Source organism: Microbispora catharanthi, from assembly GCF_006334915.2.
In the GTDB taxonomy this organism is placed as follows: domain Bacteria; phylum Actinomycetota; class Actinomycetes; order Streptosporangiales; family Streptosporangiaceae; genus Microbispora; species Microbispora catharanthi.
This window is the reverse complement of the sequence record NZ_VDMA02000002.1, coordinates 123,743-147,389: the sequence shown is the minus strand read 5'-3', so window position 1 is coordinate 147,389 and position 23,647 is coordinate 123,743. Positions and strand designations below refer to the sequence as shown.

The 23,647-nt window shown below is 71.5% G+C and carries 20 protein-coding genes; 6 read left to right on the top strand and 14 right to left on the bottom strand.

The window, feature by feature from the left end; translation table 11 throughout:
* Positions 1-136: 136 nt before the first annotated feature.
* From cydC to FH610_RS03875, 4 genes are read right to left on the bottom strand one after another with little or no spacing between them, the layout of a single operon-like run.
* Entirely contained in the window at positions 137-1,891 is a 1,755-nt protein-coding gene (gene cydC / locus FH610_RS03890) for a thiol reductant ABC exporter subunit CydC (protein WP_240808740.1), read from the bottom strand.
* Positions 1,888-3,612, bottom strand: a complete 1,725-nt coding sequence (cydD, locus tag FH610_RS03885) for a thiol reductant ABC exporter subunit CydD (RefSeq protein ID WP_139572885.1) — start codon at positions 3,610-3,612, stop codon at positions 1,888-1,890. Before cydD ends, cydC begins: the two co-directional genes overlap by 4 nt.
* 10 nt (positions 3,613-3,622) lie before the next feature.
* Positions 3,623-4,369 (bottom strand): cytochrome d ubiquinol oxidase subunit II, encoded by a 747-nt coding sequence (locus FH610_RS03880; RefSeq protein ID WP_139572884.1) that lies wholly within the window; start codon positions 4,367-4,369, stop codon positions 3,623-3,625.
* Positions 4,370-4,383: 14 nt separating this feature from the next.
* Positions 4,384-5,571: a cytochrome ubiquinol oxidase subunit I gene (locus FH610_RS03875; RefSeq protein ID WP_139572883.1), complete on the bottom strand. Its 1,188-nt coding sequence runs from the start codon at positions 5,569-5,571 to the stop codon at positions 4,384-4,386.
* 100 nt (positions 5,572-5,671) lie between these two features.
* Here FH610_RS03875 and FH610_RS03870 point away from each other — a divergent pair, with 100 nt between their 5' ends.
* A complete protein-coding gene (locus tag FH610_RS03870; protein WP_076436494.1) occupies positions 5,672-5,995 on the top strand; it encodes a helix-turn-helix transcriptional regulator in 324 nt (107 codons plus the stop codon).
* Here the strand turns inward: FH610_RS03870 and FH610_RS03865 are convergent.
* The gene (locus FH610_RS03865) at positions 5,955-6,671 is read right to left on the bottom strand and encodes a permease prefix domain 1-containing protein (protein ID WP_139572882.1); all 717 of its coding nucleotides are present in this window, start codon (positions 6,669-6,671) and stop codon (positions 5,955-5,957) included. The genes FH610_RS03870 and FH610_RS03865 overlap by 41 nt on opposite strands.
* Before the next feature lie 401 nt (positions 6,672-7,072).
* Here FH610_RS03865 and FH610_RS03860 point away from each other — a divergent pair, with 401 nt between their 5' ends.
* From FH610_RS03860 to FH610_RS03850, 3 genes are all read left to right on the top strand, one after another.
* Positions 7,073-7,543, top strand: a complete 471-nt coding sequence (locus FH610_RS03860) for a universal stress protein (RefSeq protein WP_139572881.1) — start codon at positions 7,073-7,075, stop codon at positions 7,541-7,543.
* Positions 7,544-7,630: 87 nt separating this feature from the next.
* On the top strand, positions 7,631-8,512 hold the full coding sequence (locus FH610_RS03855) for a universal stress protein (RefSeq protein ID WP_139572880.1): 882 nt from the start codon (positions 7,631-7,633) through the stop codon (positions 8,510-8,512).
* A gap of 163 nt (positions 8,513-8,675) precedes the next feature.
* Positions 8,676-11,138 (top strand): ExeM/NucH family extracellular endonuclease, encoded by a 2,463-nt coding sequence (locus tag FH610_RS03850; RefSeq protein WP_139572879.1) that lies wholly within the window; start codon positions 8,676-8,678, stop codon positions 11,136-11,138.
* Between the two features lie 55 nt (positions 11,139-11,193).
* Here FH610_RS03850 and ctaD read toward each other — a convergent pair whose 3' ends face one another.
* Complete coding sequence (gene ctaD / locus FH610_RS03845; protein WP_139572878.1) at positions 11,194-12,882, bottom strand: aa3-type cytochrome oxidase subunit I; 1,689 nt, start codon at positions 12,880-12,882, stop codon at positions 11,194-11,196.
* Between the two features lie 122 nt (positions 12,883-13,004).
* On the opposite strand from ctaD, the gene FH610_RS03840 reads away from it, so the two are divergent.
* Positions 13,005-13,370, top strand: a complete 366-nt coding sequence (locus tag FH610_RS03840; protein WP_139572877.1) for a thioredoxin family protein — start codon at positions 13,005-13,007, stop codon at positions 13,368-13,370.
* Between the two features lie 114 nt (positions 13,371-13,484).
* Here the strand turns inward: FH610_RS03840 and FH610_RS03835 are convergent, their stop codons facing one another.
* Positions 13,485-14,855, bottom strand: a complete 1,371-nt coding sequence (locus tag FH610_RS03835) for a class II 3-deoxy-7-phosphoheptulonate synthase (protein ID WP_420813650.1) — start codon at positions 14,853-14,855, stop codon at positions 13,485-13,487.
* Positions 14,856-14,866: 11 nt separating this feature from the next.
* Positions 14,867-16,114 (bottom strand): FAD-dependent oxidoreductase, encoded by a 1,248-nt coding sequence (locus tag FH610_RS03830; protein ID WP_139572876.1) that lies wholly within the window; start codon positions 16,112-16,114, stop codon positions 14,867-14,869.
* 119 nt (positions 16,115-16,233) lie between these two features.
* On the opposite strand from FH610_RS03830, the gene FH610_RS42695 reads away from it, so the two are divergent.
* A complete protein-coding gene (locus FH610_RS42695) occupies positions 16,234-16,401 on the top strand; it encodes a hypothetical protein (RefSeq protein ID WP_161627906.1) in 168 nt (55 codons plus the stop codon).
* Positions 16,402-16,403: 2 nt separating this feature from the next.
* On the opposite strand, the gene FH610_RS03825 is transcribed toward FH610_RS42695, so the two are convergent.
* The 6 genes from FH610_RS03825 to FH610_RS03800 form a co-directional block, all read right to left on the bottom strand.
* Positions 16,404-17,408 (bottom strand): phosphotransferase family protein, encoded by a 1,005-nt coding sequence (locus FH610_RS03825; protein WP_139572875.1) that lies wholly within the window; start codon positions 17,406-17,408, stop codon positions 16,404-16,406.
* Positions 17,409-18,305 carry an aldose 1-epimerase family protein gene (locus FH610_RS03820; RefSeq protein WP_240808739.1) on the bottom strand — a complete coding sequence of 299 codons (897 nt, stop codon included), beginning with the start codon at positions 18,303-18,305 and terminating at the stop codon, positions 17,409-17,411.
* Between the two features lie 490 nt (positions 18,306-18,795).
* Complete coding sequence (locus FH610_RS03815; RefSeq protein ID WP_205825539.1) at positions 18,796-20,118, bottom strand: GH1 family beta-glucosidase; 1,323 nt, start codon at positions 20,116-20,118, stop codon at positions 18,796-18,798.
* Between the two features lie 4 nt (positions 20,119-20,122).
* The gene (locus tag FH610_RS03810; RefSeq protein WP_139572872.1) at positions 20,123-21,361 is read right to left on the bottom strand and encodes a 2-oxo acid dehydrogenase subunit E2; all 1,239 of its coding nucleotides are present in this window, start codon (positions 21,359-21,361) and stop codon (positions 20,123-20,125) included.
* A complete protein-coding gene (locus FH610_RS03805; RefSeq protein WP_139572871.1) occupies positions 21,358-22,335 on the bottom strand; it encodes an alpha-ketoacid dehydrogenase subunit beta in 978 nt (325 codons plus the stop codon). The genes FH610_RS03810 and FH610_RS03805 overlap by 4 nt, the downstream gene beginning before the upstream one ends.
* Positions 22,332-23,336, bottom strand: a complete 1,005-nt coding sequence (locus tag FH610_RS03800) for a thiamine pyrophosphate-dependent dehydrogenase E1 component subunit alpha (RefSeq protein WP_139572870.1) — start codon at positions 23,334-23,336, stop codon at positions 22,332-22,334. The genes FH610_RS03805 and FH610_RS03800 overlap by 4 nt, the downstream gene beginning before the upstream one ends.
* Between the last annotated feature and the right edge of the window lie 311 nt (positions 23,337-23,647).

The following is a 23,647-nucleotide window of genomic DNA, read 5'->3' as shown; positions in this document are numbered from 1 at the left end:
AGTTCGGCGAGCGCCATGCGTGTAGGTAAATGCCATGCAAGGTCATCGCGTTGTCTGAAAATTACTTACATCTGACAAGATCCGCAATGCCTTCTTCACGGAAGGTTCACACGAACAGGTGGCGGGGCGAGAGCGTTCAGCCGCGGTGGCGGGTGAGGGCCTCCGACTCCCACAGGTCGCGGTAGTAGCCCGGCACGGCGACGAGGTCGGCGTGCGTGCCGCGCTGGGTGACCCTGCCGCCCTCCAGCACGACGATCTCGTCGACCTGTTCCAGGCCGCGCAGCCGGTGGGTGACCAGCAGCGTGGTGCGGCCCCGGGTGGCGTCCAGCAGGTCGGCCATCAGGAGGTCGGCCGTCTCCTCGTCCAGTGCCTCGGCCGGCTCGTCCAGCAGCAGCACAGGCGGGTCGTACAGCAGGGCCCGGGCCAGCGCGAGCCGCTGGAGCTGGCCGCCGGAGACGGTGCGGCCGTCCTCGCCGAGCACCGCGTCCCAGCCGGTGCGCTCGGTCCAGGCGTCCAGGCGGGCCCGCCGCACGGCCGCCTCGATGTCCTCGGCGGACGCCTGCGGCCCGGCCAGGCGCAGGTTGTCCCTGACCGTGGCCTGGAAGACGTACGGGTCCTGGGTGAGGCCCGTGACGAGCGCCCGCACGTCGTCGGAGGACAGGCGCCGCACGTCGATCCCGTCGAGCCGGATCACGCCGGACTCGATCTCCACGGTCCGCATCAGCGCCGACAGCAGAGTGCTCTTGCCCGCGCCGCTCGGGCCGACCACCGCGACGCGGCGGCCCGGCGTCAGCGTCAGGCTCACGCCGTTCAGCGCGGGCTCGCGCCCGCCGTGGCGCACCACGAGGTCGTCGACCTCGACCGTCAGCGGCGGCTCGGGCGCGGGCGCCGGGTCCGCGGGCTCGCGCACCGCAGGGGAAGTGGCGGCGATCTCCCTGAGCCTGCGCAGCGCCGCGACCACTCCCGCGAACCGCTCGCCCGCCGCCGCCAGCGGCAGCGCGGGCTCGAAGGCGACCAGCGAGGTCAGGGCGGCCACGGCGGTCGCGACCCGGTCGAGACCGGCGGCCTGGGCCGTCAGGACCACGGCGACGACGGTCAGTCCCTGGGTCAGCATGCCGACGCCGAGCGCGGCGGCGTTGATCCTGGCCTGCCCCCGCTCCAACCGGGACAGCCGCCCGTCGGCGTCCATCGCCGCCGACAGCGCCCGGTCGCGCGCGCCGTAGGCCGCGAGGTCGGCCGCGCCGTGGACGAGGTCGGCCACCCGGGCGGCCAGATCGGCGCGGGCCGGGGCGATCCGCGCCGACCAGCGCCGTGCGGCGGCGGCCGTGCCCGCGGGCAGGAGCACCCCGGCGACGAGCAGGCCGGCGGCGAGTGCGAACGCGGCGGCGGGCAGCAGGAAGCCCGCGATGACGACGGCGGCGACGCCGGTGATCAGCGCGGCGGCGGCGGGCAGCAGGCAGCGGACGAGCAGGTCCTGCACGGCGTCGGTGTCGTCAACCATGCGGCTGAGCAGGTCGGCCCCGCGCTGCGGCAGCGGCCCGGCCGGGATCAGCGCCCGGTAGAGACGCTCGCGGGTGCCCGCCTGGGCCCGCAGCGCGACGTCGTGCCCGGCCAGGCGCTCGCCGTACCGGAACACGCCGCGGGTGGTCGCGAACGCCCGCACGGCCACGATCGCGACCGACAGCGCCGCCAGGGGCGGCTGCTCGGCGGCCCGTGTGATCAGCCAGGCGGCCGACGCGATGAGCGCGACCCCCGCGAGGTCGGCCGCCGCCCCGGCGAGCGCGGCGAGCACGAGCCGCCGGCCCATGCCGGTGCCGGTGACCACCGACAGCGGTGAGGCCCCTGTGGTCGTCTCCGTGGTCGTCTCCGTAGACGTCTGCGCGCGGCTCATCGGGCCTCCCCGCCCTGCACCGGAACCGGCGGGACGAGGACGCCGCCGTCGAGGCGGACGACCCGGTCGGCCAGGTCGATCATCGCCGGGCGGTGCGCGACGATGATCGCCGTACGGCCCTCGGCCAGCCTGCGCGTGGCCGCCACGATCGCCGCCTCGCTCCTGCCGTCGAGCCGCGCCGTGGGCTCGTCCAGCAGCAGCACCTGGGCGGCGGGACGGCAGAAGGCCCTGGCCAGGGCGACCCGCTGACGCTGGCCCGCCGACAGGTTCGCGCCGCGCTCGCCGAGCGGGGTGTCGTACCCCTGCGGCAGGGCGCCGGCGAACTCGGCCACCCGCGCCGCCTCGGCGGCGGCCCTGATCTCGTCGGGTCCGGCGGCAGAGCCGAGCGCGATGTTGTCGGCCACCGACGTCGCGAACAGGTGCGGGCGCTGCGGCACGAAGGCGAGCCGCCGCCGCCACTCGTCGAGGTCGAGGCCGGCCAGATCCGTCCCGTCCGCCAGCACCCGCCCCTCGGACGGGGTCACGAACCCGAGCAGCAGGTGCAGCAGCGTGCTCTTGCCCGCGCCGCTCGGGCCCACGATCGCCACCCGCTCACCCGGCCGGATGACCAGCGAGACGCGGTCGAGCGCGGTCTCCTCGCGGCGCGGGTAACGCACGGTGACGTCCTCCAGCCGGATCTCCGGCGGCCCGCCGAGCGGCGCGGCACGCCCCGCGAGCCCTGCCTTTTCCGCGCTCCTCGCGCTTGGTGCCTTCCCCGTGCCCGTCGCGGCTCCGGCCGGCCGGGTCTCCTGCCCTGCCTCCTGCGGCGGGTTGATCACCGCGAACGCCTCGTCGGCGGCGGCGACGCCCTCCATGGCGGCGTGGAAGCGGGTGCCCATCGCGCGCAGCGGCAGGTACGCCTCCGGGGCCAGCAGCAGCACGAGCAACGCCGTGCGCAGGTCGAGCGAGCCCGACAGCAGCCGCAGCCCCACGGGCACCGCGACCAGCGCCAGCGACAGCGACGCCACGAGTTCGAGCACCAGCGACGACAGGAACGCCACCCGCAGCGTGCGCATGGTCGCCGCGCGGTGGGCCTCGGCCACCTCGCGGATCACCGACGCCTGGTAGCGGGCCCGGCCGAAGGCCCGCAGCGTGGGCAGGCCGCGCACGACGTCGAGGAAGTGGCCGCCGAGGCGGGCCAGCGCGCGCCACTGCCGTTCCGTCACGGTCTTGGTGGTCCACCCGACCAGCGCCCCGAAGATCGGGATCAGCGGCAGCGTGAGCACCACGATCACGGCGGTGGCCAGGTCGGCCACGAAGAGCCGGACCACGACCGCGAGCGGCACGACCCCGGCCACGGCGACCGACGGCAGGTAACCCGTCAGGTAGGGGTCGAGCGCGTCGAGTCCCCGGCCCGCGAGCGTCACCAGCTCACCCGACCGGTACGCCGGCCCGAGACCCTCCACCCGGCCGAGGAGCAGCCGCCGCAGGGCCGACTTCAGCGCGGTGGCCGCGCGGCCCGCGAGCACTCCCTGCGCCCATCCGAGCAGCCCGCGGCAGGCGACGACGAGCGCCAGCGGGAGCAACACGGCGACCGCGAACCGGCCGGACAGCACCCCGGCCAGCAACTCCGCCTGCACGAGCACGAGCAGCCCGGCCACCACCGCCGCCGCCAGGCAGCAGGCGAGATGGATGCGGACGCTCCGCTCCGCGCGGGCCAGCCGGAGGAGATCCTTGTGCAACGGTCCCCAATCAGAAGAACGTCGGCAGCGCGCCCCTGGAGAAGGTGCGCCACACCCATACTTGCGCGCCCGCGAGGATCGGGGCGACCGGGACCACCATGACACTGAGCACAGTCAGTGTCTGATCCGGGGCGGCGTTGCCGAGCATGTGGGCGGCCGCGGCCGCCATGACCAGGACCGCGGGCGCGGCGGCGGCGCAGGCCGACAGCAGCAGCGCCCGCCCGCTCCCGTGCGGGCCGCTCCGCAGGCGCCAGGCCGCGAAGGTGCGGCCGTGCCAGGCGAGCAGCGCGAGCAGCGCCACACCTCCCGCCACGGCCGGGACGTCGAGGGGCGAGGCGGGCAGGCCGCGCGCGACGGCCACCAGGATCGCGCCCCACGCGAGCGCCAGCCCCGCCGAGCCCGCCCACAGCGCGCCGTCCCACGCCAGCCGCCAGGCGGCGCCGTCGGCCCTGCGGCGGAACCACAGCCCCGCGTCGCGCACGATCCAGGCCAGCAGCAGGGCGACGACGAGGGGATACAGGCGGCTCAGCGCCTGGCCCTCCAGCACCGGGAACGCGCCGAACAGTACGCCGGCGAGCGCGACCAGCCACACCTCGTTGGCGAGCACGAACGGCGCCATCGCGCCGACGAGGCGGTCGCGGTCGGCGGGGGAGCGGCCCAGCACGGGCAGCAGCACGCCGAGCCCGATGTCGAAGCCCTCCAAGGCGAAGTAGCCGGCCAGCAGGACGGCGAACGTCAGGAACCAGAAGATGTCCATGGGCGGCGTGTCCTCTACAGCGAGTGGGCGGGGACGGGCTCGGCGGTGACGGGAAGGTCCGCGGCGCCGAGCGCGACCCGTCCCGGGCCGCGCCGTACGGCACGGGCGATGAGGACGTAGTCGACGAGGGCGAGCAGCCCGAGCACGCCCGCGAACCCCGCGAAGGAGGCGGTGATGTCCGCCCGGGTCAGTCCGGGGGTGAGGGCGTCGGCCACGGAGAGCTTGCCGTACACCAGCCAGGGCTGGCGGCCTACCTCACGGACGATCCAGCCGGCGATCGCCGCGACGAACGGCAGCGGGGTCATGATCATGAGGAGCGGGTGCAGCCAGCGCCAGCGGGCCAGCAGGTCGCGAATGAGCAGCGGCGCCAGCACGAACATCACGCCGAACTGGACGAACTGCCCGATCATGATCATCAGTCCGAGTGCGACGCCGGGGACCGCCCCGTGGAACTTGTCCGGCTGCACGTCGCTGACCGGCCCGAACTGGGCGTAGCCGAACCCCACGGTGAACAGCGACCCGACGAAGGCGGTCAGCACGCCGATGCGCAGGGAGCGGGTGAAGAACTCCCGCTCGGGGGTGCGCCGGTACAGGTGGTAGGCGCTGGCGCCCATCACGACGAACCCGCCGGCCCACAGACCGGCGCTCAGCACGTGGGGGAGCGCGAAGACGAGGGTCGGGTTGGTGAACAGGGCGCCGAAGTCGCGCAGCACGAGCCGTCCGCCCTCCTCGGCCGAGCCCGCCGGGTTCTGCAGGAAGGAGTTGGCGACCATGATGAACAGCGCCGAGGCGTACGCCGTCAGCGTCACCAGCCAGATGCAGGCCACGTGGAGCCCGCGCGGCAGCCGGTGCCAGCCGAAGATCCACAGGCCCAGGAACGTGGACTCCAGGAAGAAGGCCAGCAGCGTCTCCATGGCCAGCGGCGCGCCGAACACGTCGCCCGCGTAGTGCGAAAGCCCGCTCCAGCTCAGCCCGAACTGGAACTCCATCACGAGCCCGGTGACGATGCCGAGCGCATAGTTGATCACGTAGATCTGCCCCCAGAAGCGGGTCATCCGCTCGTGCAGGGGGTTCCCGCCGATGGCGTACCGCGTGTGCATGATCGCCACCAGCGGGGCCAGCCCGAGCGTGAGCACGACGAACAGGAAGTGGAGGCTTCCGGTCACGGCGAACTGCATCCGGGCGAGGCCGACGACGTCCATTGGTCTCTCCTTGGCGTCCTAAAGCCGATACGTAGACTGTCTACATATAGACAGCCTACATATAGACTGGACGCGTGAAGAACCGGGATAGGCTGCGGGCGTGAACGCCGATGCGCTCCGGGGCCATATGGACGCCCTGCTGCTCTCCGTGCTGGAGCGCGAGCCGCTGCACGGCTACGCGATCATCGAGGCGCTGCGCGAGCGCAGCGGCGGCGCACTCGACGTGCCGACGGGCACGGTCTACCCCGCGCTGCGCAGGCTGGAGCGGGCCGGGCTGCTCGCCGGCGAGTGGGCCTCCGACGGGGGGCGCAAACGGCGGACCTACCGCCTCACCGACGCCGGGCGTAAGGCGCTGGCGGGGGAGCGGTCAGCCTGGCGGTCGTTCACGACCGCGATAGGGAGCGTTCTCGATCCGCTGCGCTGAGCGCGGCAACGGCCCTGGTGCAGCGCAGGCAGTGCGCCGCGCTGTACAGCTGCCACACGGAGAGCAGGTCGCTGACCAGGGCCACGGCCAGCCCGGGGAGGTAGCCGCTGAACCCCGCAGGGCCGTGGGCGGCCGCCGCCAGCGCCAGGCCCGACATCCCGATCAGCGGCGTCTCGATCCAGACGAACAACCCGAGCCACCGGGTGAGCCGCGCGGGACGGCGGACGTGCCGCGCCCCGCGGCCGAACGCGAGCAGCGCGACGCCGCCCATCACGCCCACGCTGAGCTGGAGCAGGTCCACCGTCCTGGCCAGCAGCCCGAACCACGCCGGTTTGATCTCGTCGACATGCGGGCTCCCGGGGAAGATCCGCCAGATCACCGCCCACATGAACGCGATGAGCGGCACGCTGAGGAACAGCAGCGTGGCCGTGCGGCGGCCCTGGCTCACCGTCAGCTCCCCCTGGAAGCCCGGCGCGACCTCGGGCACGGTCCCGAAGTCGGCGACCGCCAGCCGTTCGGCCTCGGCCCGGGGGAGGCCCTCGCCCTCGTACGCCTCGGCCGCGTCGAGCAGGCTGTCGCGCGCCTCGGTCAGCAGGTCGCGCTTGGCGCCGCCCGGGCCCCGCAGCGCATGACGCATCGACGCGACGTACTCGTCGATCGGACCCGCGTTCCCCATCGTCCCTCCCCGGTCTGCGGCAAGCGTACGGCCGGGAGCCCTGGGGCGCATCAGGGTGATCCCTGACCTGGGCCCAAGGTCCCGTGCGGCCCGAGCCGTACGGCACTGCCGCCGCGGGCCGCCGTGCGGTGTCCTTGAGGATGTGGAGCGGGCAACGAGACGGTCAGCGGAAGTCTCCGGATCGGCAAAGGGGGGGAGCGGCACCGCTCCGGTTCGCAGATACCCTGTCCTCAGGTGAGCCCGGCCCCCCAAAACATGGCCCTGTCCCTCCTGTGGCGGGAGGGACAGGCGGTCTTTGTGGGTACAGGGATGCTCGTGGGCGGTGTCTTCTGACCGTTTCGCCGCGGCAACACCCTGTTAACCCTGGTCGGCGAGACTGAGAGCGGAGAGCGAGGCGGAACGTGAACCAGCCGAAGATCGTGGTGGGCATCAACGGGTCGATGGCGTCGCAGGCCGCACTGCGGTGGGCCGCCGCCGAGGGTTCGCTGCGCGGCGCGCGGGTCGAAGCGGTGTACGCCTGGGAGTGGACGGGCGGGCTGCACGCCCACTACGCGCCGATCGCGAGCCGCACCTCACGGGAGGACGAGCGCAGGACCGCCCTGGACGTCGCCGGTCAGGCCGTCGCCGAACTCGGTGAGCGCCACGTCGAGCCGGTTGTCGTCGAGGGTCCGCCGGCGCAGGTCCTGCTGCGCGCGACAGAGGGCGCCGACCTGCTGGTGCTGGGCGCGCACGAGGCCGACTCCGAGCCTTACCCCGTGCTCAACCCGGTCGTCTCCGCCTGCCTGCTGCGGGCCAGGTGCCCGGTCGTCGTCGTGCTGCCCGGCATGGAGCACGACCGCCGTCCCGGAGTGCTCGCCGGCAGCCGGTCCTGACCTGACCTCCGCCAGGGGCCGGATGTCCTCCCGGTCTCGGGACTTTCCGCCCTGCCGGACCGCACGGCCCGGGCGGAGCATGAGGGCATGGACCCCAACAGCCCAGCCGGTGGCCCAGCCACGAACCAGGGCATCGTCGTCGGCTACGACGGCTCCGACTTCGCCATGCAGGCGCTCGACTGGGCGATGGACGAGGCCGAGTTCAGGGACTCGCCCATCACCGTCTGCCACGCCTGGCAGTCGCCGTACGGCGCGGGCGACGAGGAGGCGCGCAAGTCGCTGCACCAGGCGGCCGAGCACGTGCTGTGGCACGGCGCGGAATGCGCCCGGCAGTGCACGAGCGGCGTCCGCGTGCGGGAGGACCTGTTCGAGGGGCCGGCCTCCGACCGGCTCGTCGCGCTGTCGGAGACGGCCGACCTCGTCGTCGTGGGATCGCGCGGCCTGAGCGGCGCGGCCCGCCGGATGATGGGGTCTGTCGCGGGGCACGTCGCGACGCACGCCCTCTGCCCGGTGATCGTGGTCCGTGGCACGGGATCGCTGCCGCATCGCAGGCACCCCGGCCCCATCGTCGCCGGCGTCGGCGGCGGCGACGACCACGTCCTCGCCTTCGCCTTCCGCGAGGCCGCCCTGCGCGGGCTGTCGCTGATCGCGGTGCACGCCTGGCGCTACCCGGCCGCCGCCTGGAGTGCGGGAATGGCGCCCATGGTGATGTCCGACGTCCCCGGCAGGGAGGCCGTCGAGGCCCTGGAACGCACCGTGGAGCCCTGGCGGGCGCGGTATCCGGACGTGCACACCGTGCTCCAGCCCGTCGAGGGGCCCGTGCTCGACGTGCTGGCCGACACCGCACCCGGTGCGACCATGCTGGTCGTCGGCGCGACCCGCGCCCGGGGGGTGCTCGGCAGGCTCGGATCGGTCACCCGGCCGCTGATCGACGCGGTCACCTGTCCGGTGGCCGTCGTCCACTGCTGACCGGGGGACCGACCCGGAAAGGACCGATCCATCCCGAACCGCGACGCGCAAGGGCAGCACGCCTACGGTTGCGACGTCAGGCAATCGGCAAATTCATACAAGTTTGTGTTAAAGACACTTATTGGTCCTGGTGTCGCGGTGGTCTACCCCTAAAGTCCGGGACATGCGTGCTCTCTCCCGGGCCTTTCCCGATGACCACCCCGGTGGCCGCGACCTGAGACGTGGCGCGAGACGCGGCGCCCGTGCGGTCGCCGCGCTCGCGGCCGCCGGTCTCCTGACCGCCGGCGTCACGGTCGCGTCGCCGGCGCCCGCCTCGGCCGAGCCGGGCGCCGTGGTGATCAGCCAGGTGTACGGAGGCGGCGGCAACTCCGGCGCCCCCTACACCAACGACTACGTCGAACTGTTCAACCGCGGCACCGCCACGATCTCGCTGGACGGCTGGTCCCTTCAGTACACGAGTGCCACCGGGACCGGCCAGTTCGGCTCCCAGAAGCAGGACCTGTCGGGCTCGCTCGCCCCCGGCCGGTATCACCTGGTCCAGCTCTCCGCCGGATCGACGCCGAGCGGTACGCTGCCGACCGCCGACACCGTCGGCACTCTCAGCCTGAGCGCAGCGGCCGGCAAGGTCGCCCTGGTCCGCTCGGCCACCGGTCTCGCCTGCAACGGCGGCTCCTCGCCCTGCACGCCCGAGCAGACCGCGCAGATCGCCGACCTCGTCGGATACGGCACGGCCAACTACTTCGAGGGCACGGCGGCGGCCCCGGGCCTGAGCAACTCCACCGCCGCGGTGCGCGCCGGCGGCGGCTGCGCGGACACCGACGACAACGCCGCGGACTTCGCCGCGGGCGCGCCCGCGCCGCGCAACACCGCGACGGCCCCGGCTCCCTGTGGCGCCGCCTCCCCGTCGCCGTCCGCCTCGCCGTCCGCCTCACTGTCCGCCTCGCCCTCGGTCTCGCCGTCGGCGTCGCCCTCCGCCTCGCCGACGCCCAGCACGGACCCGTGCGACGTGCCGGCGAACCGGCAGATCGCCGAGGTCCAGGGCAGCGGCGCCGCCTCCCCGCTCGCAGGGCAGACCGTCCGGGTCGAGGGCGTGGTGACCGGCGACTTCCAGGCCACGAACCAGCTCAGCGGGTTCTACTTCCAGGACCCCACGCCTGACGCCGACCCGGCCACCTCCGACGGCCTGTTCGCGTTCGCCCGGGCGTCGTTCAAGGACGTCAAGGCGGGTGACCGCGTGCTCGTCACCGGCAGGGTCACCGAGTTCAACGGGCTCACCGAGCTGTCCCCGGTCACGGCGGTGGACGTGTGCGGCACCGGGACGATCACGCCGAAGGCCTACGACCTGCCGCGGGCCGACGGCGCCACCTTCGAGCCGTACGAGAACGTGCTCGTGACCTTCCCCGAGCCGCTGACCGTGACCGACCACTACAACCTCGGCCGGTACGGCGAGGTGACGGTCTCGGCCGGCGGCAGGCTCTTCCAGCCGACCGACCGGCCCGGCGTGAACCCCGCGCTCGACGCTCGCAGGTCGCTGCTGGTCGACGACGGCTCCAGCACCGAGAACCCCGCCACCATCCCGTACACGACGCCGCAGGTCGTCCGGCTGGGCGACACCGCCGTGGGCATGACCGGCGTGCTGACCTACGGCTTCGGGGAGTACCTGCTTGAGCCCACCAAGCAGGTCGCCTTCCTGCGCACCAACCCGCGGCTGCCCGCGCCCCTTCCCGTGGGCGGCAACGTCCGCGTGGCCAGTCTCAACACGCTCAACTGGTTCACGACGCTCGGCTCGCGCGGCGCGGACACCGCCGAGGAGCAGCAGCGGCAGCTCAAGAAGACCGTCGCGACGCTCAAGGGCCTGAACGCCGACGTCGTCGGGCTCATGGAGGTCGAGAACAACGGCCAGACGGCCGTCAACGCGCTGGTCGACGCCCTGAACGCCGAGGTGGGCGCGGGCACGTATGCCGCCCTGACCCACCCCTACCCGGGCACCGACGCCATCCACGTCGCGGCGATCTACAAGCCGGCGAAGCTGACCCCCGTCGGAGAGACGCGGTCCTCGACCGATCCCGTCTTCCGGCGGCCGCCGCTGATCCAGACCTTCCGCCGGGCGGGCGGCGGCCAGCCGTTCACGCTGCTCGTCAACCACTTCAAGTCCAAGGGCTGTGACGAGGCCACCGGCGGCGACACCGACCAGGGCGACGGGCAGAGCTGCTACAACGCCGAGCGCGTACGGCAGGCCAAGGCCGTGCTCGGTCTCATCGACTCGATGGACCTGCCGAACCCGCTCGTGATCGGCGACCTCAACGCGTACGGCGAGGAGGACCCGATCCACACCCTGGAGACGGGCGGCCTGACCAGCCTGTCCAAGCGGTTCGTCCCCGCGGCCCAGCGCTACAGCTACCTGTTCGACGGGCTGTCGGGCGAGCTGGACCACGCGATGGCCGGCAAGCAGCTGGTCAAGCGGGTGACCGGGGCGACCATCTGGCACGTCAACGCCGACGAGCCGCGCATCCTCGACTACAACCTGGAGTACAACCCGCCGAGCCTCTATCGGCCCGACGCGTTCCGCTCCTCCGACCACGACCCGCTGCTGATCGGGCTGAACCTGCCCGGCGGCAAGGGCTGACGACCCGCACGCGAAGGGGCCCCCGGCGACGGGGGCCCCTTTTTGTTCCGCGCTCCTATTTCGCGTCGGGATCGACGAAGTCCCGCTTGGTCTCCGGCGGCTCGCCCGGCTTGCCGCCGATCCGCGGATAGCGCAGGTCGAAGGCGGGCCGCTCGGAGCGGATCGGCGGGATCGACACGAAGTTGTGGCGCGGCGGCGGGCAGGACGTCGTCCACTCCAGCGCGTTGGCGTGCCCCCACGGGTCGCTGACCGTCACCTTCTCCCCGTGCCGAACGGTCCACCAGATGTTGTAGAGGAACGGCAGGGTGGACAGCCCGAGCAGGAACGCCCCCACGCTCGACACCTGGTGCATCCACGTGAAGCCGTCGCTGGCCGCGTAGTCGCCGTACCGCCGCGGCATGCCCTGCGCGCCGAGCCAGTGCTGGATGAGGAACGTCATGTGGAAGCCGATGAACAGCATCCAAAAGTGGATCTTCCCGAGCGGCTCGTTCAGCATCCGGCCGGTCAGCTTCGGCCACCAGAAGTAGAAGCCGGAGAACATCGCGAAGACCACCGTGCCGAACACCACGTAGTGGAAGTGGGCGACCACGAAGTAGGTGTCGGTCACGTGGAAGTCCAGCGGCGGCGACGCCAGGATCACCCCGGTGAGCCCGCCGAGCAGGAACGTCACGAGGAAGCCCACGGCCCACAGCATCGGCGTCTCGAAGGTGAGATGGCCCCGCCACATCGTGCCGGTCCAGTTGAAGAACTTCACCCCCGTGGGCACGGCGATCAGGAACGTCATCAGCGAGAAGAACGGCAGCAGCACGTTCCCGGTGGCGAACATGTGGTGCGCCCACACGGTGACCGACAGCGCGGTGATCGCGATCGTCGCGCCGACCATCCCGACGTACCCGAACAGCGGCTTGCGGCTGAAGACCGGGATCACCTCGGTGACGATGCCGAAGAACGGCAGCGCGATGATGTAGACCTCCGGATGGCCGAAGAACCAGAACAGGTGCTGCCACAGGAGCGGACCGCCGGTCTGCGGGTCGTAGATGTGGGCGCCCAGCTTGCGGTCGATCTCCAGTGCCAGCAGCGCGGCGGCGAGCACCGGGAAGGCGATCAGCACGAGGATCGAGGTGAAGAACACGTTCCACGTGAAGATCGGCATCCGGAACATCGTCATGCCCGGGGCGCGCATGCACATGATCGTCGTGATGAAGTTGACCGAGCCGAGGATCGTCCCGAGTCCGGACAGGGCCAGGCCCATCACCCACAGGTCCCCGCCGAGCTGCGGGGTGAACGGCGCGGTCGACAGCGGCGTGTAGGCCGTCCAGCCGAACGTCGGCGCCCCACCGGTCAGCATCGATCCGAGCACCATCAGGCCGCCGAAGAGGAACAGCCAGTAGCTCGCCATGTTCAGCCTCGGGAACGCCACGTCCGGAGCGCCGATCTGCAGCGGCATGATCGCGTTGGCGAATCCGGCGAACAACGGCGTCGCGAAGAACAGCAGCATGATGGTGCCGTGCAGCGTGAACAGCTGGTTGTACTGCTGCAACGTGACGAACTGCATGCCGGGCTCGAGGAGCTCCGCCCGGATGACCATCGCCTGCAGGCCGCCGACCAGGAAGAAGAAGAACGTGGTGATCAGGTAGAGGTTGCCGATCACCTTGTGGTCCGTGCTCGACAACCATGAGGCGATCCGGGCGCCTGTGCCCTTCTGGGCCGTCAAGTCGGTCGGCCGTACGGCATGAGTCGTCATCCGGGTGCTCCTTCTAGGTCAAGGAGGTCTCCTGCCCAATCACACGAGGCTCATCGCGAAATGGAATGCTGGGATTGTCCGGCTGGTTATGCCCGCTGAAGACCGAGCGAAAGGAGTCGCCCATGGCGACCATCGAGGTAACCGAGAAGAACTTCAACGACATCGCCGACAACGGCATCGTACTGCTCGATTTCTGGGCATCCTGGTGCGGCCCCTGCCGGTCCTTCGCGCCGATCTTCGAAAAGGCGTCCGAGGAGCACGAGGACATCACCTTCGGCAAGATCGACACCGAGGCGCAGCCGGCCCTGTCGGAGGGCTTCGAGATCACCGCGATTCCGACGATCATGGCGATTCGCGACGGCATCGTGGTGTTCGCCCAGCCGGGCGCCCTTCCCGCGCCGGCGCTCGAGGACCTGATCCGGCAGCTGCGCGCGCTCGACATGGACGCCATCCGCGCTCAGATCGAGGCGGAGGCCAAGAACTCCTGAGGCCCCCGGGCCGCGCCCCGGAAACGGAAACCGCCGTCACCCCGTCCGAGTGATCGGAGGGCGACGGCGGATTCAGACGGCAGGACCGGGCGGCACAGTAAGGCTTGGTGCGGGTCAGCTCGACCGGTACAGCTCCGCGACGCGGAAGGCGAGATCGAGCGACTGACCGCGATTGAGGCGGGGGTCGCACGCCGTCTCGTACCGCAGCGCCAGGTCCTCCTCCACGATCGCGTGCCCGCCGCCCACGCACTCGGTCACGTCGTCGCCGGTGAACTCGATGTGGATGCCGCCGGGGTGGGTGCCGAGCGCGTGGTGCACCTCGAAGAAGCCCGCGACCTCGTCGAGCACGTCGTCGAGGCGGCGGGTCTTGTGGCCGCTCGGCGCCTCGAAGGTGTTGCCGTGCATCGGGTCGCACACCCAGGCCACGGTGGCGCCGCTCGCGTTGACCTTCTCCACCAGCGTCGGCAGGGCGTCGCGGACCTTGCCCGCGCCCATGCGGGCGATGAAGGTGAGCCGTCCGGGCTCGTTGTCCGGGTTGAGCTTGTCGATCAGCGCGATGGCCTCTTCGGGCGTGGTGGTCGGACCGAGCTTCACGCCGATCGGGTTGCGGATGCGGCTGAAGAACTCGACGTGCGCCCCGTCGAGCTGCCGGGTGCGCTCGCCGATCCACACCATGTGCGCCGACACGTCGTAGGGCAGGCCCGTACGCGAGTCGATCCGGGTGAGCGCCCGGTCGTAGTCGAGGATCAGGGCCTCGTGGGAGGAGTAGAACTCCACGGTGTGGAACTCCTCGGGGTCGGCCCCGCAGGCCCGCATGAACGAGAGCGCCTGGTCGATCTCCCGCGCGAGCTGCTCGTAGCGCCGCCCCGCCGGGGACTCCGCGACGAAGTCCTGGTTCCACGCGTGGACCTGGCGCAGGTCGGCGTAGCCGCCCTTGGTGAAGGCCCGCGCGAGGTTCAGCGTGACGGCGGAGGAGTGGTAGGCGCGCAGCAGCCGGTTCGGGTCGGGACGGCGGGCCTCGGCGGTGAAGTCGAAGCCGTTGACCATGTCGCCCCGGTAGGCCGGGAGCTCGACGCCGTCGCGGGTCTCCATGGGCTTGGACCGCGGCTTGGCGAACTGCCCGGCGAGCCTGCCGATCTTCACGACCGGCACGCGGCCGGCGTAGGTCAGCACGATCGCCATCTGCAGCAGCGTCTTGAGCTTGTTGCGCACGTTCTCGGCCGTCGCGCCCGCGAAGGTCTCGGCGCAGTCGCCGCCCTGCAGGACGAACGCCTCCCCGCGCGCCACGGCGGCCATGCGGTCCTTGAGCTGGTCGCACTCGCCGGCGAACACCAGCGGGGGCAGGGACGCCAGCTCCGCGACGACCTTGTCCAGCTCGCCGCGGTCGGGCCAGTCCGGCTGCTGGGCCGCGGGCAGGTCGCGCCAGGTGTCCAGGGCACGCCGGGTGTCCGGGCCGCCCACGGGGTCGAGGTTCGTTGCGCTCACGGGTACCAAGGTTATTGCACCCTGTCCCGTGTGGGCCCCTTCCTGTCCATTTGCTGAGATCTTTTTTCTCGCAGCGGAAGACGTACGTGCTCGGGCAGCACGCCGAGCCCGATGAACCGGGGCACCAGCGAGCGCACCACCGGCACGCGGGTGAGGTCGGGAACCGACGCAACGGGACCGGCGAGCGCCGGCCGGATGAGGCGTTCCTGCACCACCCGCTGCGCGGTCTGCACGACGGCCGTGGGGATCTTCCTGCGGCGCTCCACTCTGGCGAGCACCGCGGCGGGGGCCGTGCCGCGCAGCAACGCCGGCCCGACGATGTTGGCGGCCGCGACCGCGTCCTGCACCGCGAGGTTGATCCCGACGCCGAAGACCGGCGACATGGCGTGGGCCGCGTCGCCGATCAGCAGCAGCCCGGGCAGGTGCCAGCGCGTGAGCCGGTTCACTTCGACGCTGAGCACGCCGGTCTCGTCGAAGCCGCGCAGCTCGGAGGTCCTGCCGCCGAGGTAGGGCAGCAGCCGTTCCACGTCGCGGCGCAGCGCGTCGACGCCCTTCGCCTCGAGCGCGGCGAAGCCGCCTTTCGGGATGAGATAGGCGAGCTGCCAGTACGTCTCCCTGTTGATGGCGACCATGAGCCGTCCGGCCGACGCCCGCAGGAACGGCTGCTCGGGATCGCTCTCCTCCCGCGTCAGCCGGAACCAGACGACGTCCATCGGCGCGCCGAACCGTCTCGGCGACAGCCCGGCCGCCCGCCGCACGTCGGAGTGCCGGCCGTCGGCGGCGACCGTGAGCACGGCCCGTATCTCGTGCTCCTCACCCCGCTCGTCGCGGTAGCGCACCCCGCGGACCGCGCCGTCGTGCCGTACGAGATCGACGACCTTGGCGTTCATCAGGAGGTGGAAGTTGGGATACGCGGCCGCCTCGCGGGTGAGGAGGTCGAGGAAGTCCCACTGCGGAACGAAGGCGATGTACCGGTACTTCCCCGGCAGTCGCCGCAGGTCGGCGATGGGCACCTGGCCGTCGTCGGTCCGTATGGACATCGAGTACGCCTTGCGGTGCGGCAGCCGGTGGAACGCCTCGGCCAGGCCGATCTCGTCCAGGACCTGGAGGGTCGAGGGATGGATGGTGTCACCGCGGAAGTCGCGCAGGAAGTCCCCGTGCTTCTCCAGCAGAGTGACGTCGACGCCCGCGCGGGCCAGAAGCAGCGCGAGCATGGCCCCCGCGGGCCCGCCGCCCGCGATCACACATGTCGTCTCCATAATTCATCACCCGCTGAAATCATCTCACGCGGGGGGCCGGGCCGCCAGATGTGGGCCTACCGGAGCGCGCGCGGGACCGCTATTTTGTGATCAATGGAGTCGGCCTTCTGGAGTCCGCTGTGAGTGCTCGTGTCAGTCACCTGCCCCGTGTCGCGGCCGGGGCGATGGTCCTGTCCCTTGTGGCGTCGCTGACCGTCGGAGCGCCCGCGGCCCTCGCCGCGACCGGCGACTCCGAGCCGCACACCGGCAACGGGTGCGGCTCGCAGTCCCTCACGCTGGAGGCGTGACCTCAGACGTGCGCGTGGTTCCGGGACCCCGCGCGCAGCAGGTCCAGGCAGGCGACCAGTGACCGCGTGGTGATGTCCCTGGTGGGGGCGTAGGCCTCCTCCGGATACTGCCGCGGGCCGTCCTCAACCAGCATGATCAGGTAGAGGTAGACCCGGTAGAGGGCGATCCGGACGCGGGCGGCGTGGTCCAGCGTCAGCGGGCCGGCCTCCTGCCGGTAGCCCGCGAGCATCGGATCGTCCTCGCGCAGCTCGTCGAAGATGGTGGGGGTGACGAAGTCGGCGAGCGGATCGCCCCAGAACGCCCTCTCGTGGTCGATGAGCGCCTGGACGCGCTTGTCGCCGTTCAGGAACACGTTGCCCGGCCACATGTCGAAGTGCACCAGCGACGGGGTGGTGACCTGGTCGAGAACGTGCGCGTTCATGTGGACGAGCCCGACGATCTCCACGATCGTCGCGGGGAGCGGGGTGTTGTAGTAGACCGCGTCGTCCAGCAGGGCGCCGACCATGACGAGGAACGCCTCCCGCCAGGTCCGGCCGGTCAGCCCGGCGTACGGGTAGCCGAAGACGCCCGTGCCCGGGATGGCGTGCAGGCGGGCGAGGTGGCGGCCCAGTTCGAACCGGAGCGCGCTCTCCTCCGCGGGGCTGAGCGACGTCCGGTTCCACGGCATCCCGTCGAGGGCGGACAGGATGAGGTAGTCGCCGCCCAGCAGCGGGTCGTCGAACGACGCCTTGAGCAGGGTGGGCATCGGCAGCCCCACGGGCTGGGCGAGGTGGTAGACCATCGCCTCGGTGCGCAGCAGGTGGCGCTCGTAGGCCAGCAGCCGCAGATCGGGCGGCGGCCCGAGCTTGAGCACCACCTGACGTCCGTCGTCGAGGCCGAGCCGCCAGACGGCGTTCGCGAAGCCGTCGGCGAGCTCCTCCGACGAGGTCACCCCGCAGCCCAGCGCGTCGCGGGTGACCTCGTCGAGCTGGGCGGGGGACAACCGCCTCTTCGTCTTGCTGTCCATTCACCCTTCCAATGACGCAGTGGTGACCGCGATGGTCCACGTGGCCTCGTGCTTGTCCCCCGGCTGCAGAACGATCAGATCCGTGCCCGAGTTGAACGCGTCGGGCGGGCAGGTCATCGGCTCCACGGCCAGCCCCCGGTGGCCGAGCCCCGTGCCGGTGCAGACCTGGACCCACGGCATCACCGCCGGGTCCCAGGTGAGCTCCACCCCGCCCTCGGGCCCGAGCACGCGCACGCGCCCCTCCGTCACGCCCGTGAAGGCGTGGTCGACGGCGGTGTCCCCGATCACGCGCGGCGTCCTGAAGTCGTACGGCGTCTCCGCGACCTCCACCAGGTCGGTGGGGGCGAGCAGGTCGTCGGTGAGCAGCACCCGCCCGGCCGGCAGGCCGAGCTCGTAGGCGGTGACGTCGGACCCGGCAAGCAGCCACGGGTGCGGCCCGCAGCCGTACGGCGCCGCCGTCTCGCCCACGTTCTGCGCCGTCAGCGTGGTCGACAGGCCCTCCTCGGACACCGAGTGCCGCACCTCCAGGGCGATCCTGTGCGGGTAGCCCTCGGTTGGCTCCACGACGTGCGTCAGCCGTACGTGGCCGTGGTGGTCCTCGACCGACAGCAGCTCCGCGCACTTCCAGTCGAGCTCGGCGACCAGGCCGTGCAGGGCGTGGCCGCGGTCGGGCTCGTTCACCGGCAGATGGCGGCGCCGCCCCTCGAAGACGTACGTGCCGCCGACCACCCGGTTCGGCCACGGGGCCAGGATGGTGCCGCTGTAGTAGGGGACCGGCCCGCCTTCCGGCCAGCTCGTCACCAGATCGCGGCCCTCGTGGGACAACGCCCGGAGCGCGCCGCCCCGCTCGCTGATCGTGGCCTGGTATCCGCCGCCGGCAATCGTGTAATCGGGCACGGGGGAGTCCTCTCGCTGACGCGACGTCAAGAAGCGGGTCATCTGACGGTATGCAGGGACTTTATCCCAGCTCATCGCGCTTGATCCAAGCGGGGTGGGAGCATGGTGGGAGCGCTCCCACTTCGGGTAAAGCTAAGTCTTTTCGGCGGACGCGTCAACTTATTCGCGGGATTATCGCGTAGATCGGTATAACGGCATCAATTTGCCGCAGACCGGTTCTCGCATGCACGTGCATGGGCGACCGCCCACCATTCCGTGCTGAAAGTTTCAGCAGCTCCGGGCAGCCGTCATCGTGCCGTCGCGCACCATGGTTTCCGGGCACGCGAATAGGCGCGGCCGGTGTCAACCGGGCCGCGGGAATCGCCGGTGGAAAAGGCGCGGGGAGAAGCCCGGGCCGGCGGCGGAAAGCCGCCGGCCTGTTGCCGGGCCCTGTTCATCGGGCCCTGCTCATCGGGCCCTGTTCATTGGACCGTGCGGGCCCGCAGGGGTGTCAGCGCAGTTCGCCGCTCTTCACCACGTCGCGGTACCAGAACGCGCTGTCCTTGGGAGTGCGCTGCTGCGTCGTGTAGTCCACGTGCACGATGCCGAACCGCTGGCTGTACCCCTCGGCCCACTCGAAGTTGTCGAGCAGCGACCACACGTGGTAGCCCTCGACCCGCGCGCCGGCCTCCATGGCGCGGTGCACCGCGTTCAGGTGGTCGCGCAGGTACGCGATCCGTCGCTCGTCGCGGACGCGGCCGTCGGCGTCGACCCCGTCCACGGTGGCCAGACCGTTCTCGGTGATGACCATCGGCACGCCGGGGTAGTCCCGCTGCACCCGGACGAGGATGTCGTGGAGGCCTTCGGGGTAGATCTCCAGCCACTCGGCCTGGGCCCGCTCGTGCAGGAAGACCCGCTCGCCCTTGCCGTCCACGAAGACCGGGGTGTAGTACTGCACGCCGAGGACGTCGACGGGCTCGCTGATGACGCCGAGGTCTCCGTCGAGAATGTGGTCGGCCATCGGGCCGCGCTCGGAGATCCAGCGCAGCGTGTCCTCGGGGTAGCGGCCCTTGAACACGGGGTCGAGGTAGAGCCGGTTCTCCAGCCCGTCCTGGTGGTGGGCCGCCTCGCGCGCCTCCGGCGTGTCGTCGGCCGCGTAGGTGGGGTGCAGGTTGAGCGCCGGCCCGATGCGGCGTCCGGGGTGCCGCTCGTGCAGCACCCGGGAGGCGAGGCCGTGGGCGAGCAGCAGGTGATGGCAGGCGACGAACGCGCGCGCGTCGTCCTTGAAGCCCGGCGCGTGGCTGCCGAAGCGGTATCCGCAGTCGACCACGGTCTTGGGCTCGTTGATCGTCAGCCAGTCCCTGATCTCCAGGGCGTCGAAGCAGATCTCGGCGTACTCGGCGAAGCGTTCGGCCGTGTCCCGGTTCTCCCAGCCCCCTCGGTCCTGCAGTTCCTGCGGCAGGTCCCAGTGGAAGAGCGTGGCCATCGGCCGGACGTCGCGTTCGGCCAGCCCGTCCACGAGCCGGCGGTAGAAGTCGAGGCCCTTCTGGTTGGGCTTGCCCGAGCCGGTCGGCTGGATCCGCGGCCAGGCGATGGAGAAGCGGTAGCTGCCCAGGCCCAGATCGGCGATCAGATCCAGGTCCTCGTTGTATCGGTGGTAGTGGTCGGCGGCGTGCTCTCCGCTGTCGCCGTCGCGTACGTTGCCGGGGACCGCGCAGAAGGTGTCCCACACCGAGGGCCCGCGGCCGTCCTCCGTGGTCGCGCCCTCGATCTGGTATGCCGCGGTGGACGCGCCCCAGACGAAGTCGGCCGGAAACCGTGCGGGTGAGTTCATGGCTTCATCCATTCTCGGTGAGGAAACGCGCGGGTGATTCGAGCGCCGTGCGGAGTTCGCCGAGGAACTCCGCGGCATCGCGACCGTTGATGAAACGGTGGTCGTATGCGAGGCCTATTGTGGCGGTCCTGCGTACGGCGAAGCCCGAACCGTCTTGGACGACCTCCGAACGCGGCGCGGTCAGCGACAGCGCGCACGTCTGGCCGGGGAAGACGATCGGGACGGCGAACACGATGCCGTCGTGCGTGTGCAGGGTGAGCGTGATGGCTCCCCCCTGGAGGTCGCGTTCCCGGAACGACCCGGTAAGCGCCGTCTTGCGGAAGCCGACCAGGTCGCCGGCGATCTCGGCGAGCGGCCGGTTGCCGGCGTCGCGGACGACCGGGATGAACAGCCCGCGGCCCACGTCGACCGTCACGCCCACGTCGGCGGTGGCGGCCCTTCTCGCCCGCGGGCCGGGGCCGGGCTCCGCGAAGAACATCGGGAAGCGGTCGAGCAGCCCGCCGGCCGCCTTCACCACCATCTCGGGCAGGCCGACCAGGGTGCGCAGCCTGCGGGTGAGGTCGCGGGCGAGCGACAGGACCTCGGTCACGTCGACGTTCATCGCCGTGAAGGCCGCCGGGATCTCGCGGAGGGACCGCTCGACGACCTCGGCCGTCCGCTGCTGCGCCCGCGACAGCGTGATCCACTGCGCGTCGTCGTCCCCGCCCGCTCCGGCCGCTGCCGGGGCGTCGCCGGTGACGGCGGCGGGGGAGGGCGGCGCCTGTCCGCCGAGCAGTTCCTCGACGTCGGTCCGCCTGATCACCTTGCGGCCGAGGGCGTACACCCGCTCCATGGCGATGCCGTGCGCCTCGATCAGTTCGCGCGCGGGCGCCGTGACGACCACGCCGGAGGGGTCGCCGGGCGGCACCGGGGTCTCCGGCCTGCCCGGGTTCTCGTCCGCGGCCTCCTGCGCGGTCTTCTGGGCGGCCTCCTGCGCGGGTTCGCCCGCGGTGTCCCCGGCGGCCTCGTCCGCGCTCCCGAGCAGGCGGGCGATCACCTGCCCCGGCTCGCACTCGGCCCCCTCGGCGAGCAGCCGCCGCAGGACGCCGTCCGCCGGGGCCTCGACCTCCTCGGTCGCCTTCGACGTCTCCAGCAGCACGATCGGATCGCCGTCCCGCACCGCCTGCCCGTCCTCGGCCAGCCACTCGACCAGGACGTACGACGTGTCGTTGTTGTTGAGCTTGGGCACCCGGAAGTCGGTCACGACAGCGCCTCCCTCACCGCGGCCCGGATGCTGTCGGCCTGCACGAGCACCTCGCGTTCCAGATGGGGGGCGGCGGGGATCACCCCGTCCGCCGAGTTGATCAGCGTGATCGGGCGGCGCAGGCGGCCCCACAGGCGCGGGTAGAGCGCCGTGGCCACCTCGGCCGCCCAGGTGCCGCCCTCGGTTCCGTCGTCCACGACGCAGACGTGCGGCGCGTCCTCCAGTCCCGGCAGGTGGGGCACGGGGTAGAGCTGGGCGGGCACCAGCAGCTCGCAGATTAGGTCGTCCTCCAGGAGCAGCGCCCGCATGGCGTCGAGCGTCCGGTGGACGAGCCCGCCATGGGTGACCAGCGTGCAGTCGGGACGGCCCGCGCCGTCGAGGTACACCCGCGCCACGTCGTCCACCAGCTCGAACCGGAACAGGTCGTCCGTGCGGTACATCTGCCGCGTGTACAGGACCTTGTCCTCGAAGAACAGGCAGGGTCGGCCGAGCCCGAACATCCGGGAGAACAGCTCGCCCGCGTCGTGGAACGGCGTCATCTCGAACAGGGACAGCCCCGGCACGCCGATGAAGTGTTTCTGCGGGTTCTGGCTGTGGGTCGGGCCGTAGCCGCGGTTGCCGCCCGTGGGGCAGCGCACCACGAGCGGCACCGGCACGGGCCTGCCGTACATCGAGGTGGACTTGGCGGCGAAGTTCGTGATCTGGTCGAACGCCAGCGCCACGAAGTCGGCGAACATGATCTCGACGATGGCCTTGTCGCCGGCCAGGGCCAGCCCGGCCCCGACCCCGGCGATCGCGCCCTCGCTCAGCGGCGTGGACCTCACGCGGGAGCCGAACCGGCCGGACAGTCCCCGGGTGACCTTGAACGCGCCGCCGTAGGGGTCGCTGACGTCCTCGCCGAGCAGGTGGACCGAGGGGTCGGACTCCATGAGATCGTGCAGCGCCTGGTTGAGGTGCTCGGAGACCCTGGTCACGCCGCTCCTCCCGGCCGGGAGAGGGGCCGGGCGGAGACCTCGGCGACCACCCGCTCGACGAGCTCTCGCTGCTCCCGGTCGAGCCGGGCGAACCGCTCGGGATCGGTCTCGGCGTGCCGGTCGTACCAGTCGGACTCCTGTGCCCGGCGGATCTCCTCCGGCGGGCGGGTGTCGTCGCCCTTGCTGTGCGGTCCGAGGCGGTGCGTGGCGAACTCGACGACCAGCGGGGACGGCTCGGCCCGCACGGCGTCGACCAGCGGGGCGAGGGCGTCCCTGATCTCGCCGACGTCCGTGGACGTGACGTGGTGGTGGCGGACGCCGAAGGCCGCCGCCCGGGCGGCGATCGTGCCGGCCATCTGCGCGGACGTGGGGGTCGACTGGGCGATGCCGTTGTGCTCGACCACGACGAGCAGCGGCACCCGCCAGAGGGACGCCATGTTCAGCGCTTCGTAGACGGCGCCCTCGCCCCAGGTGCCGTCTCCGATGTACGCGCAGGCCAGCGCTCCCGTGCCGGCCAGTTTCAAGGCCACCCCGGTCGCCACGGGCAGGCTCTCGCCCTGCACGCCGGTGGACAGGAAACGCCGGTGGTAGATGTGCTGGCTGCCGCCGACTCCCCCGCACAGGGCGCCCTCCCGCCCCATGATCTCGGCGAGCAGGCCGTGCGGGTCGGGATGGCGGGCGAGGAAGTGGCCGTGCCCCCGGTGGTTGCTGAACACGAAGTCGTCGTCGCGGAGCAGGGCCGACAGCGTGACCGGGATGTACTCCTGCCCGAGGCAGGTATGGGTGGTGCCGCTCAGCACGCCCTGCTCGAACAGGCGGAGCAGGGCGCGTTCGAAGTGCCGGATGAGGAGGAGTGAGCGGAGATCCCCGTCGTTGAGGGCATGCCGCGGGCTCCGGGGCGGTGCAGCGGTGACGATCACAGGTGGTCCGCTCCTGGTGCGTCTCTGGTCGAGGGCGCGCTCGACGCCGGGCGCCGCTGCCAGGGACAGGAGCACCAGCATCCATGGACAGGAGCGCCGGCATCATTGACAGGAGCATCCTGTCTGGGAGCGCTCCCACGGAGGGTAGGTGCGGTAAGAAGCTCTGTCAATCCCTGGCCATATGGCGAATTTGGGAGATTACGACCGCATTGTCCGTGATCTGCGGCAATAACCTCACATTCCCCGCCTTGGGGCTAATAACGGACAGAAACTTCCATGACACTTGACGAACGAAAGCAGTGATCCCTAGCCTCCACTGCCGTGGGAGCGTTCCCACTACCGCGTCCGAAATGGGGGTTACCGGCGCGAGCGGCAGTGGATTCCGTGCCGCG